The sequence below is a fragment of the Vibrio sp. WZ-1 genome (assembly GCF_052037695.1).
Classification (GTDB): domain Bacteria; phylum Pseudomonadota; class Gammaproteobacteria; order Enterobacterales; family Vibrionaceae; genus Vibrio.
Genome location: NZ_JBQEQR010000083.1, coordinates 35,251 through 50,812, shown reverse-complemented (window position 1 = coordinate 50,812; position 15,562 = coordinate 35,251). Strand labels below are relative to the sequence as shown.

Sequence of the window (15,562 nt, the reverse complement as noted above, 5' to 3'; positions counted from 1 at the left end):
ATGACTGATGCTGTTCAAAACGAAACTGTACAAGAAGCCTCTACACAAGAAGAGAATAAGCTAATTGCTGAGCGCCGCGCTAAACTGGATGCAATCCGAAAGAGCTGCAAAGCAAATGGCCACCCAAACGACTTTCGTCGTGACGCACTAGCGGGCGACCTTCAAAAAGAGTTCGGTGAAAAGTCGAAGGAAGAGCTAGAAGAGCTTAACCACGTAGTTGCAATCGCTGGCCGTATCATGGCTAAGCGTGGTCCATTCTTAGTAATCCAAGAAACTTCTGGCCGTATCCAAGCTTACGCTGACAAAGCGGTACAAAAAGTACTTAAAGACCAGTACCAAGGTCTAGATATCGGTGACATCATCGGTGTTAAAGGTGCGCTACACAAGTCTGGTAAAGGCGACCTATACGTGAACATGGAAGAGTACGAGTTGCTAACTAAAGCACTGCGTCCACTACCAGAGAAGTTCCACGGTCTAACTGACCAAGAGATGCGTTACCGCCAACGTTACGTTGACCTAATCGTTAACGAAGAATCTCGCCAAGCGTTCGTAGTGCGCTCTAAAGTGATGTCTGCAATCCGTAACTTCATGATCTCTAAACAGTTCATGGAAGTTGAAACGCCAATGATGCACGTTATCCCTGGCGGTGCGAGTGCGCGTCCATTTATCACGCACCACAACGCACTAGACATGCCAATGTACCTACGTATCGCTCCTGAGCTATACCTGAAGCGTCTAGTTGTAGGTGGTTTCGATCGCGTATTCGAAATCAACCGTAACTTCCGTAACGAAGGTCTTTCTCCACGTCATAACCCAGAATTCACAATGATGGAATTCTACATGGCGTACGCGGACTACAAAGACCTTATGGATCTAACTGAAGAACTACTAAGCTCTGTAGCTCTAGAAGTTCTAGGTTCAACGTCAATGCCTTACGGTGATGACACGGTTGAGTTTGGTGGCACTTACACTCGTATGAGCATGTTCGAAGCAATCAAACACTACAACCCAGACCACGCGCAAATCCAAGCGTTAACAGAAGAAGACATTCAAAACCGTGAACTAATGGTTTCTATCGCGAAATCTGTTCACGTTGAAGTAGAACCTTTCTGGACATGTGGTCAGCTTCTTGAAGAGATCTTCGGTGAAACTGCTGAACCTAAGCTAATGCAGCCTACATTCATCACTGGCTACCCAGCGGATATTTCTCCACTGGCTCGCCGTAGCGATGACAACCCATTCTTCACAGACCGCTTTGAATTCTTCATCGGTGGTCGTGAAGTGGCAAACGGCTTCTCTGAGCTTAACGATGCAGAAGACCAAGATGCGCGATTCAAAGCACAGGTTGAAGCGAAAGAGTCTGGTGATGATGAAGCAATGTTCTACGATGCAGACTACATCACTGCACTAGAGCACGGCCTACCACCAACAGCAGGTCAAGGTATCGGTATCGACCGCCTAGTTATGCTGCTGACTAACACGCACACAATCCGTGACGTAATCCTATTCCCAGCAATGCGCCCACAAGCGTAATTTGGCAGGATGATCAAAAAAACCACCTTCGGGTGGTTTTTTTATGTTCGAAATTTGACGTTATTCAACCATTTGAATTTGATGACGAGTAATTTAATAGAGAAATTATTCGCCAAATCGCAATCTGTTGCATAGTCTTAATATTGAGACAGACTAATCGGGTGATAGTCTCGATAATGTTACCAGTTCGCAAAGTTTGGTTTGTGGAGCGAATTTTCTATTAACAGAATTTAAGGGTTAAAGAATGGCTGGGCAGTTTAAGATGGATTCCATTCCGGGGTCGCTGGTAGTAGTTGGCGGTACTTACGAACCTTGGTTATCAGTATTAGAACAAGTCGGATGGAAGTGTCACCAAGTGGGTGACCTGCGTAAGGCGAATACGCTCCTTGAGGACATTGGCCCCTGCATAGGTATTGTAGATTTAAGTCACGATGAGTTTAGCCTCAACGGCTTAGCAAACTTAGTGAGTTCTCACAAACATGTTCGTTGGTTAGCCTTCATTCGTGAGTCACAACTCGGTACCGATACCATTTGCCAGTTCATTGTGAACTTTTGTATCGACTTTTTTACTGCGCCAATTCCAGATGCGCAGTTACTAAGTACCATTGGTCACCAGCTTGGTATGCTCAAGCTAGAGAAGAAAGTGTGGCCAAGCTTTGGTAACAGCTTAGATATGGGGCTGGTGGGTGAATCAATCCCTATGAAGCGTCTACGTGATCAAGTGAAACGTATTGGTCCAACGGATGTGAGTATCCTTATCTATGGTGAAAGCGGTACTGGTAAAGAAGCGGTAGCGCGTGCTATCCATAAAGTCTCTTCTCGAGCACACAAACCATTTTTGTCAGTAAAATGCCGTGCGTTGAATGAACAGCGTTTTCAAGCGGAAGTCTTTGGGGCTAGCGATGAAGATGTGGCTGAGCCAAGTATTATGGAGCAGGCTGATGGCGGTACTGTTTTGTTCAACGACATTTTAACTATCTCAAAAGAGCAGCAAATGAACCTGTTGCGATTTTTGCAAGAAGGCACAATTGAGACCCGAGATGGCTTAAAAACAGTGAATGTTCGAGTTCTTGCCGCTAACTCATCAGATGTGGAAAAGGCGTTGATTGATGGTGATTTTAATGAAGAACTATACCATTACATTAATGTGCTACGTATCAATGTACCGAGCCTTAAAGAGCGTGCTAGCGATATAGGCCTACTGGCTCGTTATTATCTGCAAGAGTTTTCTAAAGAGTATAACTCTCAAGCGAAGGGCTTTTCTGAAGATGCACTTAAATCTCTGACGCGTTACTTTTGGCCAGGTAATGTTCGAGAACTAATGAACCAGATTAAGCGTGCGGTGTTAATGTCGGACAGTGTCATTATCGAAGAACATCACCTCGACTTGCCTCAACGAAATGATGCAAAGAGAAGCTTAAAGTCAATTCGCGAAAAGAGTGAGCGTGATGCGTTATTAGTGGTTCTCGAATCTCATTCAGGGCAAGTATCGAACGCGGCGAAAGAGCTAGGAGTATCTCGAGCTACCATGTATCGTTTGCTAAACAAACATAATTTGATATCAGAGCAGGTGGTTTAAGTTACTAGGTGTCAAAGGAAAAGAGGAGCGTATTGTCGCTCCTTTTTTGTACTTCGAATGCAATCATTTATAAAACTCGAAGCTTTATATATTCCACAGGTGAATATGTTATTCGAAAAACCATATGAAACCTAATTTTAGGTTATTGATTTGTTTTTAATAGAAAGGACAAAAATTGTTTGAATAATATCCTATGTTGCTTACAATTTAGCCGTAACTCAAAGAGTTATACCACATCAATCACGGATTAATTTTTAGCTAGGAGGCGCAAGATGAAACATTACGTTGTTAACACTACTGCTTGCGCTGATCGTATGCCTTCTGTTCGCTCAACCTTTGATGCGATCATAAAGGATACCACTGGCTCATTAGATATAATTAATCCGTAACCTATCTATTTTCACTAGGCTGCGGAAAAGTAGCGGCTTAGTATCAACAGAATCTTTCTGTTAAAGAATGCACTATTTTTCCCAGTCGATCATTTATCGTAATTTGGAGAAAAATTATGCGTCACTCTATCTATCTAAAACTCGCTACTGTGTTGCTAAAAGCGGATCTAAAACGTGAAGAAAAGCAATGGCAGAGTATGGTTCGTCGTAGCTCTCACAATATCCCTTGGACCAACGAACACTTGCTCAGGGATATTGGTTTAGATAAAGAAGGTCGTTCAACTCAAACTTGCATTCCTGATGCAGTCAAAGTTGAGCGCCAAGTTCGTCACCTTCGTCGTGTCTTAACATCGCGAATACCGACGTAATTCAAAGCCCAGATTGAACTCTCTAGTACATTTGATTCAATTTGGGCTTAATACAAGCAAAGGAGGCTGACCATGTGGTTAGCCTCTTTTGTTTTTGGTCTATTGGGAAATGAAACGCTATGGGCACGGGTTCGAGTAAGTAGTGCCAATCGCTTGGATGTCATTGAGTAACTCTTCACTTAAATGAATATCGATACTGTCGATGTTTGATTTAAGCTGCTCTAGGTTAGTTGCGCCAATGATGTTCGAGCCAACAAACGGGCGCTGGTTCACAAACGCCAGTGCCATTTGTGAGGGATCTAAACCGTGGTCACGAGCTAGGTTGACGTATGCTTCGGTGGCTTTTATGCCTTGCGGGGTGAAGTAGCGAGCAAAGCGCTCCCAAATCGTGCAACGTGCGCCTTCAGGTTTCGCTCCGTTTAGGTATTTACCGCTCAAGCAGCCAAACGCCAGTGGTGAGTATGCAAGTAGCTGAACGCCTTCGTAATGACTGATTTCAGACAAGCCAACTTCAAAGCTACGGTTCAATAAGTTATATGGGTTTTGGATTGAAACTATCCTCGGCAGATCGTGTTTTTCTGCTAAACGCAGCAGTGACATCACACCCCATGGGGTTTCATTCGATACACCGATGTAACGTACCTTACCTGCTTTAACTAGTTCGGTCAGCGCTTCAAGGGTTTCGATCAGCGTGACTTCTTCTTGCTTATCTGGGTAGGGGTAGTTGAGTTGACCAAAGCAGTTGGTTTGGCGCTGCGGCCAGTGCAATTGGTACAGGTCGACATAATCGGTTTGCAGGCGCTTTAAGCTGTCATCGATAGCGGTATGAATATGGCGGCGGTTAAGGCTCATGTTCTCACGAATGTACGGGACGCTACGTGGGCCTGCGACCTTCGTTGCCAATACCACTTTCTCTCGCTTGCCACTTTTCGCTAACCAATTACCAATGTATTGCTCAGTGAGTCCTTGTGTCTCTGCCTTTGGTGGAACGGGATACATCTCTGCTGTATCGATAAAGTTCACCCCATGATCGAGGGCAAAGTCGAGCTGCTGAAACGCTTCTTGTTCGGTATTTTGCTCACCAAACGTCATAGTGCCAAGGCAGATCTTACTGATCTCGAGTGATGAGTGCGGTAGTTTCGTATATTGCATTTCACATCCTTGAAGAGTTACCGACTGAATAAGTCATTCCAATATAGGGGATTTTTAGTCGTGGTCGCAAATGATTTAGTTTTCGCTTTATAGTTAACTCGAAACTTATCAATACGCTAACTAGACTTAAAGGATCTTGTGAAGGAGGTGCATTATGCAGAAGCATCAACTCGACATGTGGTTGCATGGCCACCACAAGGACTCCTATAAAACACCGAAGGTCTTTGTGATAGGTTGTTCTGATGTCTCTGACTATCTATTAGCAGTGGAGTACAAACACCAACTCGAGCCGATAAAAGATGGTGAAGATCCGATTCATTTTGGATCATTGGACTTGGTGAAAGAGGAGCTGCTTAGGTTAGGGATTGATAAAGCGTACTTGAGACTGCACAACGCGTACGATGAATGTGGTAGCGATGGCGCAGCCTCATACTGTGATATTGAACTGTCACTGGTAACGCATTAGTTACTCTGATTGGGCGTTAATATAATGCTTCAGTAGGATCTGCTCAGTAAACTGTGTCCTGAGATAGAAACCGCGAGGTAGGGTTTTGATTGGTTTTCCGTTCGAACTGTACGCTTCCGTTAAAGCTTTCGCATTTGCAGCTTTCGGACGTAAGTGCAGCGCTTCTCCGTGTCTGGCGGAAATTTGATCAAACTTGCCCAGTACGATCAACTCCATTAACTCTTCCCAATCGTTTTTCAGGGTCAACTCTTCTTCTTCATCCGGTGACCAAATCAACGGGCTCCCGACGCGGCGCTCAGCCAACGGAATCTCGCGCTCGCCTTCTACAGGAACCCAAAGCACCCGAGATAGTTTGTTACGTACATGGCTTGTTTCCCATGTTAAGCCTTGCACACCAGTCAATGGTGCGACTGAGACAAATGTCGTCTCCAACGGCTTGCCTGAGTAGCTGATCGGAATGCTTTTTAGCTCGATCCCTAGCTTAGCGAAATCTTGCTGCGGTTTGCTGCCCGCTGGTGCCCCCAAGTGCCATTCGAGCAATTGGCCTACCCACCCTTTATCGCGTTTTAAATTTTCAGGAACGGCCATGCCGGCTTCTTCGGCAAGTTCTGCAAAGCTTAAGCCTGCGATGTCTTGCGCACGTTCCATCAGCTCTGCTTCAGATTGTGGTTCTGGTTTCATAAAGACAAGGTGGTATTGGAAAACGTCTAGTCTAGCAAATTTGAGGAAAATCCTCTGTTGAAGATTTCATCGAGCTGGATTAAGAATGATCAATTCATAACTTATCCACAGATTAGGAAGTGAGCAATAGGATCTCTGCTTGGGCTGGATGAATAAACAGGGGTTAAAACGATGAACTACACTTGATTTTATTGAGATGGCATGAAGTCTTACCTGTGTGATGTGGATAAATTACCAATTGAGCGATCTTTGACCGATCTAAGTTTGGTGAAAAGATCATCAAAAAAAAGTAGTTTGTTACTTAATCGTTTTGTTGATTTATATTATATTAATCATTGGTTTATGCTTATTTTGCTTTCAGGGTGATAATTCTGTTTGTAATGGTTTTGAGCAAAAAAGTTTGTTGATCGCGTTTTCTTCACAAAGTTATTCACAGAAAAGGTGAATAAATGTGGGCTATGTCTCAAAGTTGTGTTGATAAAGTAAAGTCTGTTCAAAAGATATCCAAAAATGGTTCAAAGCTAATAAATCTTGCTCATATCACATCAGTAAGTTTGCTAGTAATGGGGATATGTGGAAAAATCACGGTAATAAAAAATTATTCATAGAGGTTAGCCGGTGATAGATGGCGATGGTTACCGACTGAACGTTGGTATTGTGATCTGTAATAACCATGGTCAGGTCTTCTGGGCTAAACGATACGGGCAACACTCATGGCAATTTCCACAAGGTGGAATTGACGAAGGTGAAACACCTGAACAAGCTATGTTCAGGGAGTTATATGAAGAAGTCGGTCTGACGAAAAAAGACGTTAAGATCATCGCGACAAGTCGTCATTGGTTAAGATATAAGTTACCAAAGCGATTGGTGCGATGGGACTCCAAGCCTGTTTGTATCGGCCAAAAACAGAAATGGTTTCTACTGCGATTGGATTGCGATGAATCGCATATCAATATGCAGCGTGGGAAATCCCCTGAATTTGATGGTTGGCGCTGGGTAAGTTATTGGTATCCAGTTAGGCAAGTTGTTTCTTTCAAGCGAGATGTTTATCGTCGTGCAATGAAAGAGTTTGCATCTTTAGCCATGCCTTTTCGAGAGCGAAAGACGAAAGGGAAAAGAAAAAAGCAACGTAGATAGAGGGTTAATATGCTTAGTCAGCTAAGGGAAATAGTTGAAAAAGTCTCCAGAGTCGATGATCTTCATCTCGCACTCGATATACTGGTAAAAGAGACTTGTGCAGCCCTATGCACTGAGTGTTGTACTATCTATCTTGCTAACCAAGAAATGCAGCGCCTTGAGTTGATGGCAACTCAAGGCCTTCTTTTTGAAGGCGATAGCATTCATATCAACTTCAATGAGGGTTTAGTCGGCTTGGTCAAGCGCAGTGCTGAACCGTTGAATTTAGCAGAAGCTTCCACTCATCCTGATTTCAAGTTTTTTCCGCAACTTGGTGAGCAGGTCTATCATTCCTTCCTAGGCACTCCAATTATTCATCGTAAACAAGTACTTGGCGTGTTGGTAATCCAACAAAAAGAGCCACGTTTGTTTAGTGAGATGGAAGAGTCTTTTCTTGTCACTTTGTCAGCGCAGATTGCGGTGTTGATCGCGCATGCTCAAAGTCTTGGTCACTGGCAATTAACCTCAACACCCACGGTGATAAAAGGCTTACCAGCCTCTACAGGGGTGGCGATTGGTGAATTCTGGTTTGATGATACTCAGCCAAACTTAAGTGATGTATTCCCTGCCTCTGCCTTAGATAAAGAGCGTGAACATGAGTTACTTGCGGTTGCAGTGGAAAGGGCGCTTAGCGATTTTCGCCGTATGCGTAAGAAGTTCGATAGCGAAATCAACAAAGACGCCTTAGCTATTTTCGACCTGTTTACTCACTTACTGAATGATCCTATGTTACGTGGCGATCTTAAGAAACAGATCGAAAAAGGTGACCGTGCGGACTGGGCTTTACGCCAAGTGGTCGAAACCTACTCAAACCGTTTTGCTCGAATGTCGGATGTTTATCTTCGTGAACGTGCACAAGACATTCGAGAGTTAGGGCAACGATTATTGTACTTTTTGCATAACAGCGAACAAGAACATGTATCAATCGATCGTCCAGTTGTTTTAGTTGCCAATGAGCTGACAGCGACGCTACTTGCCTCGATACCAAAGCAGCATTTACTGGCTGTTGTTTCCCTTGAGGGGGCCGCTAACTCTCATGCTGCGATTTTATCTCGCGCTCTTGGTGTGCCAGCCATCATGGGAGCAAATATCAATCCCCAAGAGGTAAATGGCAAGCAAGGAATTGTGGATGGTTACTCAGGGGAGATCTACCTTGAACCTAATCGACAATTGTTGCGAGAGTATCGTAGCCTAGTTAGTGAAGAATCTGAATTGTTCGCGATGGTGAACAAAGATTTAGCGCTGCCAGCAATTACCCAAGACGATTATTATATTGAAGTGATGCTCAATGCTGGTTTAAGTGCAGATAGCAATATTGCCATTAACTCCGGTGTTGATGGTGTGGGTTTATATCGAACTGAAATAGCTTTTTTACTTCAGCATCACTTTCCTTCAGAAGATGAGCAGTATCATCAGTATCAAGCGATTCTCAATAGCTATCCAAATCAACGTGTCGTAATGCGTACCTTGGATATCGGTGGTGATAAGCCATTACCTTATCTGCCTATTGATGAAGATAATCCGTTTTTAGGTTGGCGTGGTATTCGCTTTACTTTGGATCACCCTGATATTTTCTTGATCCAATTACGGGCAATGCTCAGAGCCAGTGCAGATAGTGGTAATCTAAGTATTTTGCTGCCAATGATATCTGGTATCAAAGAGTTCGATGACGCGATTACCTTGATTAATCAAGCTTACAGTGAAGTGGTACTGCTAGATGAACGTATTCAAGCTCCAAAGGTTGGGGTGATGATCGAAGTACCATCGATGGTCTATTTGCTGCCTGCCATTGCTCATCGTGTTGACTTCGTATCGGTGGGGACTAACGACTTAACGCAATATTTATTGGCGGTGGACCGGAACAATTCCCGCGTTGCAGATGTCTATGAATCCATGCATCCTGCAGTGTTACTGGCGTTAAAGCAAATTCATGATGTTTGTCATCAATATCAAGTACCAGTTTGTATTTGTGGTGAGTTAGCGGGGGACCCATTTGGGGCGCTGTTATTGCTAGGGTTAGGCTACAACAGTTTGAGTATGAATACCTCGAACGTGGCGAAGGTGAAGTATTTGATTCGTCATAGCCAACAAAAAGAACTCGAAAAACTCGTCAAGAAAGCCATGTCATGCTCTTACGGGCAAGAAATTCATCAGATGATGCATGATTTCTTTATTCAACAAGGCTTTGCTGGCTTTATTCGTGCAGGTAAGAAGTAGGTAACAGTGACCATCTCTTTATTTATAATATTGCTCGCGCTAGGCGCTTTTGTCGGTGTCATGGCGGGGCTTCTTGGTATTGGAGGCGGACTTATTGTCGTACCTGCACTACTTTACCTTCTTCCTCTTGCTGGCATTGCTCCTGAAATGAGTATGCATATGGCGTTAGCAACGTCATTGGCGAGTATCATCATCACTTCGGGCTCATCTGCACTTAATCACCTTAAGCTTGGCAATGTCGATATGTTCGTCATCAAATGGCTGATGCCAGGTGTGGTTATTGGCGGTTTTGTTGGTGCCAATATTGCCGAGTGGATACCGACACATTACCTGCCCAAAGTCTTTGGTATAATTGTTCTGTGCTTGGCAGTACAGATGTTCCGTTCAATCAGAACTAAACGAGAGAAGCCAATGCCGAGTAGTCCGGTCACTATGATGTACGGAACGGGAATTGGAGTGGTATCGAGTCTTGCGGGGATTGGCGGTGGTTCACTATCGGTGCCTTTCCTAAATAAGCATGGTATTGAAATGCGTAAAGCCGTTGGCTCCTCTTCGGTGTGTGGCTGCGTAATTGCGATTTCGGGTATGATTGGATTCATTTTACATGGTTACAAAGTGGAAGGTTTACCTGACTACAGTATTGGCTATGTTTATCTACCAGCTCTGCTCGCGATTGCTATGACGTCGATGCTCACGACGAAAGTCGGCGCAAAGATGGCAACCAACCTTCCTACGGCGGTCTTGAAGAAGATTTTTGCCGTATTCTTGATGTTTGTTGCAGCGACCATGTTGCTGTAACTTTATAGCCAATTTATTCCCGCTGAACCGAGCATCTTGAGGTTACTCGGGTATATTTGTTTTATTAGTAATAAGAAGAGAATGATTTATGTCTCAGGGATACTTTGAATTTCCCAATATTGATCCGGTTTTAGTCTCTATTGGTCCTGTTTCTGTTCGTTGGTACGGTTTGATGTATCTAGTCGGCTTCATGTTTGCACTATGGTTAGCAAATCGTCGTGCAGATAAGCCGGGTAGTGGTTGGACGCGTGAGCAAGTTTCTGACTTGTTGTTTGCGGGTTTCCTTGGGGTTGTGATTGGTGGTCGTGTTGGCTATGTTATTTTCTACAACTTCGACCTGTTCTTAGCGGATCCGCTGTACTTATTTAAAGTTTGGACGGGCGGCATGTCGTTCCATGGTGGTCTATTAGGTGTTATTACCGCCATGTTCTGGTATGCACGTAAGAATGGTCGTACGTTCTTCGGTGTCGCTGACTTTGTTGCACCGCTAGTACCATTTGGTCTTGGCATGGGGCGTATGGGTAACTTCATGAACAGCGAACTTTGGGGACGCGTAACGGATGTGCCATGGGCGATCATCTTCCCGAATGGCGGCCCACTGCCTCGCCACCCATCTCAGCTTTATGAGATGTTCCTAGAGGGCATTGTACTGTTCTTCATCTTGAACTGGTTTATCAAAAAGCCTCGTCCTTTAGGTGCGGTATCAGGGCTATTTTTGGCTGGATATGGTACATTCCGTTTCCTAGTCGAGTTTGTTCGCGAACCGGATGCACAGCTTGGTCTATTTGGTGGTTACGTTTCGATGGGGCAAATCCTATCTTCACCAATGATCATTCTAGGCGTGCTTATGATGGTTTGGGCATACAAACGAGGTCTTTACCAAGACAAAGTCCAAGCAGAAACGAAGTAAGGAATTGGTGTGAAACAGTATTTAGATTTGTGTCAGCGTATCGTTGACCAAGGCACTTGGGTTGAAAACGAACGAACAGGCAAGCGCTGCCTAACGGTGATCAACGCAGACTTGACCTACGATGTTGCCAACAACCAATTCCCATTAGTGACAACGCGTAAAAGTTTCTGGAAAGCGGCAGTTGCCGAGCTACTGGGTTATATCCGAGGCTACGACAACGCAGAAGATTTCCGTAAGCTAGGTACGAAAACGTGGGATGCGAACGCAAACCTAAATGAAGCATGGCTAAATAACCCACACCGTAAAGGTGAAGACGACATGGGACGCGTATACGGCGTTCAAGGTCGTTCATGGGCGAAGCCAGACGGTGGTCATATCGACCAACTGCGTAAGATTGTGGATGATTTAACGCGCGGTGTTGATGACCGTGGCGAAATCCTAAATTTCTACAACCCAGGTGAGTTCCATATGGGTTGCTTACGTCCATGCATGTACAGCCACCACTTCTCACTACTTGGCGATACGCTGTATCTAAACAGCACGCAGCGTTCTTGTGACGTGCCGTTAGGCCTGAACTTCAACATGGTTCAAGTGTATGTATTTTTAGCAATCATGGCGCAGATCACGGGCAAGAAGCCAGGTCAGGCGTACCACAAAATTGTTAATGCACACATCTATGAAGATCAGCTTGCGCCAATGCGTGATATTCAGTTGAAGCGTGAGCCACTTAAAGCTGCGACCTTCCACATCAACCCAGAAATCAAATCTTTAGAAGATTTAGAGACGTGGGTAACCCTAGATGACTTCTGGGTAGAAGGTTACGAGCACCACGATCCAATTCAGTACCCATTCTCAGTTTAACGAGTATGTTGAGTTTTCTAAGCCGCCTTGATGGGCGGCTTTTTTACGCCTGAAGGGCAGGGATAGAAGGGAACGGGCTTTGCCCTGAGGAACGCTTCGCTCCGAGATGTGAGAGGGAATAAAATATCTCCAACTCGCTCGTGCCTCGCTCTTGAGGATGACGTTCAAGCACTCTGAAATCAAATGGTGTCATTCCCGAAAGCTACGAAGGAGTGTCGTCGGGAATCTCTTTTAGCACCGTTTACTGCGTGATTAAGAAATGCGAGCACTTCGCTATAGGAGTCGAGAGGCGAATGTTGAAGGGGGCATGAAAGCCATTTGGCTCCGAAGGGTGTTGACAGGACTTGTTCTCAGAAATACAAAATAAGCTCGCTTCTCGCTTCTCGCTTCTCGCTTCTCGCTTCTCGCTTCTCGCTTCTCCAAAACGAAAAAAGGCCCCACCGAAGTGGAGCCTAAAATAAGCGATGATAATCTTATTGCTATGCTGTCATAGCTAGGATAGAACCTGGTAGCACGATGAATACTGCTAGAAGGTAACCCGCCACAACTGCTTTGTTCTTGATAGCCATTTCGGAAATCACTTCCGCACATTTCACTGGGATCTCACGAAGGAACGGGATACCGAAGATAAACAGTGTCGCCAGAATGTTGAACGTTAGGTGTACTAGTGCAATCTGTAGTGCGAATACTGCGAACTCGCCAGATACCGCTGTTGCTGCTAGTAGAGCCGTGATACATGTACCGATGTTTGCACCTAGAGTGAACGGGTAGATGTCACGTACTTTTAGAACACCTGAGCCAACTAGTGGAACCATTAGACTTGTTGTCGTAGATGAAGACTGAACAAGAACCGTTACTACAGAACCCGATACGATACCGTGGATAGGGCCACGACCGATTGCGTTCTTAAGAATGTCACGAGCACGACCAACCATTAGGCTCTTCATTAGCTTACCCATAACAGTGATAGCTACGAAGATAGTACCGATACCTAGAGCGATTAGTGCTACACCACCCATGGTGTCACCAAATGTAGATAGAGGCTCTTTAATCGCGCTGACCACAGGTTTAGTGATTGGCTTGATGAAGTCAAAACCACCCATGCTCATATCACCTGTTTTTAGTAGCGGTGATACCAACCAGTGAGAAATTTTCTCTAGGATGCCAAACATCATTTCCAGTGGTAGGAAGATCAGTACCGCAAGTAGGTTGAAGAAATCGTGGATTGTTGCGCTTGCGAATGCACGTTTGAATTCTTCTTTACAACGTACGTGGCCAAGCGAAACAAGAGTATTTGTTACGGTTGTACCGATGTTAGCACCCATTACCATAGGGATAGCGGTTTCTACAGGTAGACCACCTGCAACCAAACCTACAATAATAGAAGTTACGGTACTTGAAGATTGGATCAGTGCCGTAGCCACCAAACCGATCATTAGACCTGCGACTGGGTGAGACGCAAATTCAAAAAGTACTTTAGCTTGATCGCCAGTCGCCCATTTGAAACCGCTACCAACCATAGATACTGCTAGAAGAAGCAGATACAACATGAATGCCAAGTTAGCCCAGCGTAACCAGCGAGTTGTACTCGAGATTGGTGCTGCTGTAGAAGTAGCTTGGTTCATCATAATTTTCTCCGTGGACCTTTCAGTTCGTTTATTTGGTCTGTTGTTGAAACTGAGGGCGATGTTAGAGATTAAATATTTCAGTAATATTACAGTTCGATTGCTATGGCGGATTTTTATTATTCTTTTTGATGATTACGTGGAAGTAAAAAGGCATATCATTATAAGTTAATGATATTTAAGAGTTAATTTCTTATGTAAATCGGCTTGGTTGATTGCATTCTGGATTAAAAAAGTGCGTTTTGCTTCAAGTTTTGTGACAGTGTGAATATGGTAACTTCGAAAAAACCATGCTCTTTAATGATTATTGTAAGTTTTGCCGAATATCTTGTTAGTCGTTGTCACATTTGATATAAAAAAGTCATCTTTTTAACGGGGCTGTCGATGTCACATTTAAACTATAACCACCTTTATTACTTCTGGATGGTATGTAAGCAAGGTTCAGTTACTAAGGCTGCAGATGCATTATTCTTGACGCCACAAACAGTGACTGGCCAGATCAAAGCTCTTGAAGACCGTATGAAGGGAAAGTTAACTAAGCGAAATGGTCGAACTGTTGAACCAACTGAGTTGGGGCAATTGGTGTTCAAGTATGCAGACCGTATGTTTGGCTTGAGCTATGAAATGCTCGATATTGTTAACTATAGCCAACACTCCAATATCCTATTCGAAGTCGGCGTTGCCGATGCCCTTTCTAAACGCCTCGTCAGTAAAGTGTTGATGACCACGGTTCCTGAAGACAACAGTATCCATTTACGTTGCTACGAATCGACTCACGAGCTTCTATTAGAGCGTTTATCACAGCACAAGCTGGATATGATTCTTTCTGACTGTCCGGTGGATTCAACACAAAGCCCGGGTTTGTATAGTAAAAAGCTTGGCGAAAGTGGTATGAGCTTTTTTGCTTCTTCTGAAATTGCAGCGGTGAAGTTTCCTGAAGTATTAGAAAAGAAGAAGCTGTTAATCCCTGGGAGTCGCACCGCGATGGGGCGTAAGGTACTGCAATGGTTTGATCGTCAAGGTTTACAGCCGGATGTGTTGGGTGAGTTTGACGATGTTGCGTTGATGAAAGCCTTTGCTCGCTATCGCGATGATGTCATCTTTTTAGCGCCGACGGTTTATATGTCAGAGATTGAAGATGACCGAAATTTGCAGTTGATTGGTCACGTAGAAGACCTTAAAGAAGAATATTACGTGATTTTTGCTGAGCGAATGATCCAACACCCAGCAGTAAAGAATGTATGTGATGCAGATTTTAGCCAAATGTTTGAATGAACACGTTTCGTTGCTCAATCAAATAGATTACTATCGATAAAATTATAAGTCGAAATTATAAAATCTTTGTAACACAACAAAACAACAAGCTGGCCAAAGTTGGAAAAGTATGTTGTAGCTAGAGGTCCAACACATGAATCTACAAGAAATGGAGCAAAACTCCGCTAAAGCCGTCGTGTTGCTCAAGGCGATGGCAAATGAGCGACGACTACAAATTCTTTGCATGTTACACAACCAAGAATTGTCGGTTGGGGAGCTGTGTGCAAAGTTAGAGTTAAGTCAGTCAGCTCTGTCTCAGCATTTAGCTTGGCTGCGCCGTGATGAATTAGTCACAACAAGAAAAGAAGCACAAACGGTGTACTACACACTGCGAAGTAGTGAAGTAAAAGCGTTGATTAAAACGCTCCACCACCTCTATTGTGATGGCTAATCGAGTTCAAAAATGTGAAAAGCTGGCAGTTGCCAGCTTTTTTAATATTTATATCTCAAATTTAAGATATAAAAAAACCGGCGTAAGCCGGTTTTTTCTTCA

Annotated in this window: 14 protein-coding genes; 11 read left to right on the top strand and 3 right to left on the bottom strand. The window is 44.1% G+C overall.

Annotated elements, in window-relative coordinates; genetic code table 11:
- The 3 genes from lysS to ACTS60_RS20145 all read left to right on the top strand — a co-directional run bounded on the left by lysS (position 1) and on the right by ACTS60_RS20145 (position 3,869).
- Positions 1-1,533: a lysine--tRNA ligase gene (gene lysS, locus ACTS60_RS20155; protein ID WP_440889712.1), complete on the top strand. Its 1,533-nt coding sequence runs from the start codon at positions 1-3 to the stop codon at positions 1,531-1,533.
- A gap of 244 nt (positions 1,534-1,777) precedes the next feature.
- The gene (vpsR, locus tag ACTS60_RS20150) at positions 1,778-3,112 is read left to right on the top strand and encodes a cyclic-di-GMP-binding transcriptional regulator VpsR (RefSeq protein WP_440889711.1); all 1,335 of its coding nucleotides are present in this window, start codon (positions 1,778-1,780) and stop codon (positions 3,110-3,112) included.
- A gap of 505 nt (positions 3,113-3,617) precedes the next feature.
- Positions 3,618-3,869: a hypothetical protein gene (locus tag ACTS60_RS20145; RefSeq protein WP_010445979.1), complete on the top strand. Its 252-nt coding sequence runs from the start codon at positions 3,618-3,620 to the stop codon at positions 3,867-3,869.
- A gap of 117 nt (positions 3,870-3,986) precedes the next feature.
- Here the strand turns inward: ACTS60_RS20145 and ACTS60_RS20140 are convergent, their stop codons facing one another.
- Positions 3,987-5,021, bottom strand: a complete 1,035-nt coding sequence (locus tag ACTS60_RS20140) for an NADP(H)-dependent aldo-keto reductase (protein WP_010445981.1) — start codon at positions 5,019-5,021, stop codon at positions 3,987-3,989.
- 154 nt (positions 5,022-5,175) lie between these two features.
- On the opposite strand from ACTS60_RS20140, the gene ACTS60_RS20135 reads away from it, so the two are divergent.
- The gene (locus ACTS60_RS20135; RefSeq protein ID WP_010445983.1) at positions 5,176-5,487 is read left to right on the top strand and encodes a DUF6482 family protein; all 312 of its coding nucleotides are present in this window, start codon (positions 5,176-5,178) and stop codon (positions 5,485-5,487) included.
- Here the strand turns inward: ACTS60_RS20135 and mutH are convergent, their stop codons facing one another.
- A complete protein-coding gene (gene mutH, locus ACTS60_RS20130; RefSeq protein ID WP_440889710.1) occupies positions 5,488-6,168 on the bottom strand; it encodes a DNA mismatch repair endonuclease MutH in 681 nt (226 codons plus the stop codon).
- Between the two features lie 618 nt (positions 6,169-6,786).
- On the opposite strand from mutH, the gene rppH reads away from it, so the two are divergent.
- The 5 genes from rppH to ACTS60_RS20105 all read left to right on the top strand — a co-directional run bounded on the left by rppH (position 6,787) and on the right by ACTS60_RS20105 (position 12,130).
- Complete coding sequence (gene rppH / locus ACTS60_RS20125) at positions 6,787-7,305, top strand: RNA pyrophosphohydrolase (protein WP_010445987.1); 519 nt, start codon at positions 6,787-6,789, stop codon at positions 7,303-7,305.
- Positions 7,306-7,314: 9 nt separating this feature from the next.
- Positions 7,315-9,561: a phosphoenolpyruvate--protein phosphotransferase gene (gene ptsP, locus ACTS60_RS20120; RefSeq protein ID WP_440889709.1), complete on the top strand. Its 2,247-nt coding sequence runs from the start codon at positions 7,315-7,317 to the stop codon at positions 9,559-9,561.
- 6 nt (positions 9,562-9,567) lie between these two features.
- On the top strand, positions 9,568-10,359 hold the full coding sequence (locus ACTS60_RS20115) for a sulfite exporter TauE/SafE family protein (protein ID WP_440889708.1): 792 nt from the start codon (positions 9,568-9,570) through the stop codon (positions 10,357-10,359).
- 88 nt (positions 10,360-10,447) lie between these two features.
- Positions 10,448-11,269: a prolipoprotein diacylglyceryl transferase gene (gene lgt / locus ACTS60_RS20110; RefSeq protein ID WP_440889707.1), complete on the top strand. Its 822-nt coding sequence runs from the start codon at positions 10,448-10,450 to the stop codon at positions 11,267-11,269.
- 9 nt (positions 11,270-11,278) lie between these two features.
- On the top strand, positions 11,279-12,130 hold the full coding sequence (locus ACTS60_RS20105) for a thymidylate synthase (RefSeq protein ID WP_440889706.1): 852 nt from the start codon (positions 11,279-11,281) through the stop codon (positions 12,128-12,130).
- Between the two features lie 479 nt (positions 12,131-12,609).
- Here ACTS60_RS20105 and ACTS60_RS20100 read toward each other — a convergent pair whose 3' ends face one another.
- Entirely contained in the window at positions 12,610-13,755 is a 1,146-nt protein-coding gene (locus ACTS60_RS20100) for a Na/Pi symporter (protein WP_440889792.1), read from the bottom strand.
- A gap of 384 nt (positions 13,756-14,139) precedes the next feature.
- Here ACTS60_RS20100 and nhaR point away from each other — a divergent pair, with 384 nt between their 5' ends.
- Positions 14,140-15,030, top strand: a complete 891-nt coding sequence (gene nhaR, locus ACTS60_RS20095; protein ID WP_440889705.1) for a transcriptional activator NhaR — start codon at positions 14,140-14,142, stop codon at positions 15,028-15,030.
- Between the two features lie 133 nt (positions 15,031-15,163).
- Positions 15,164-15,460, top strand: coding sequence for an ArsR/SmtB family transcription factor (locus ACTS60_RS20090; protein ID WP_440889704.1), 297 nt, complete (start codon positions 15,164-15,166; stop codon positions 15,458-15,460).
- Positions 15,461-15,562: the final 102 nt, after the last annotated feature.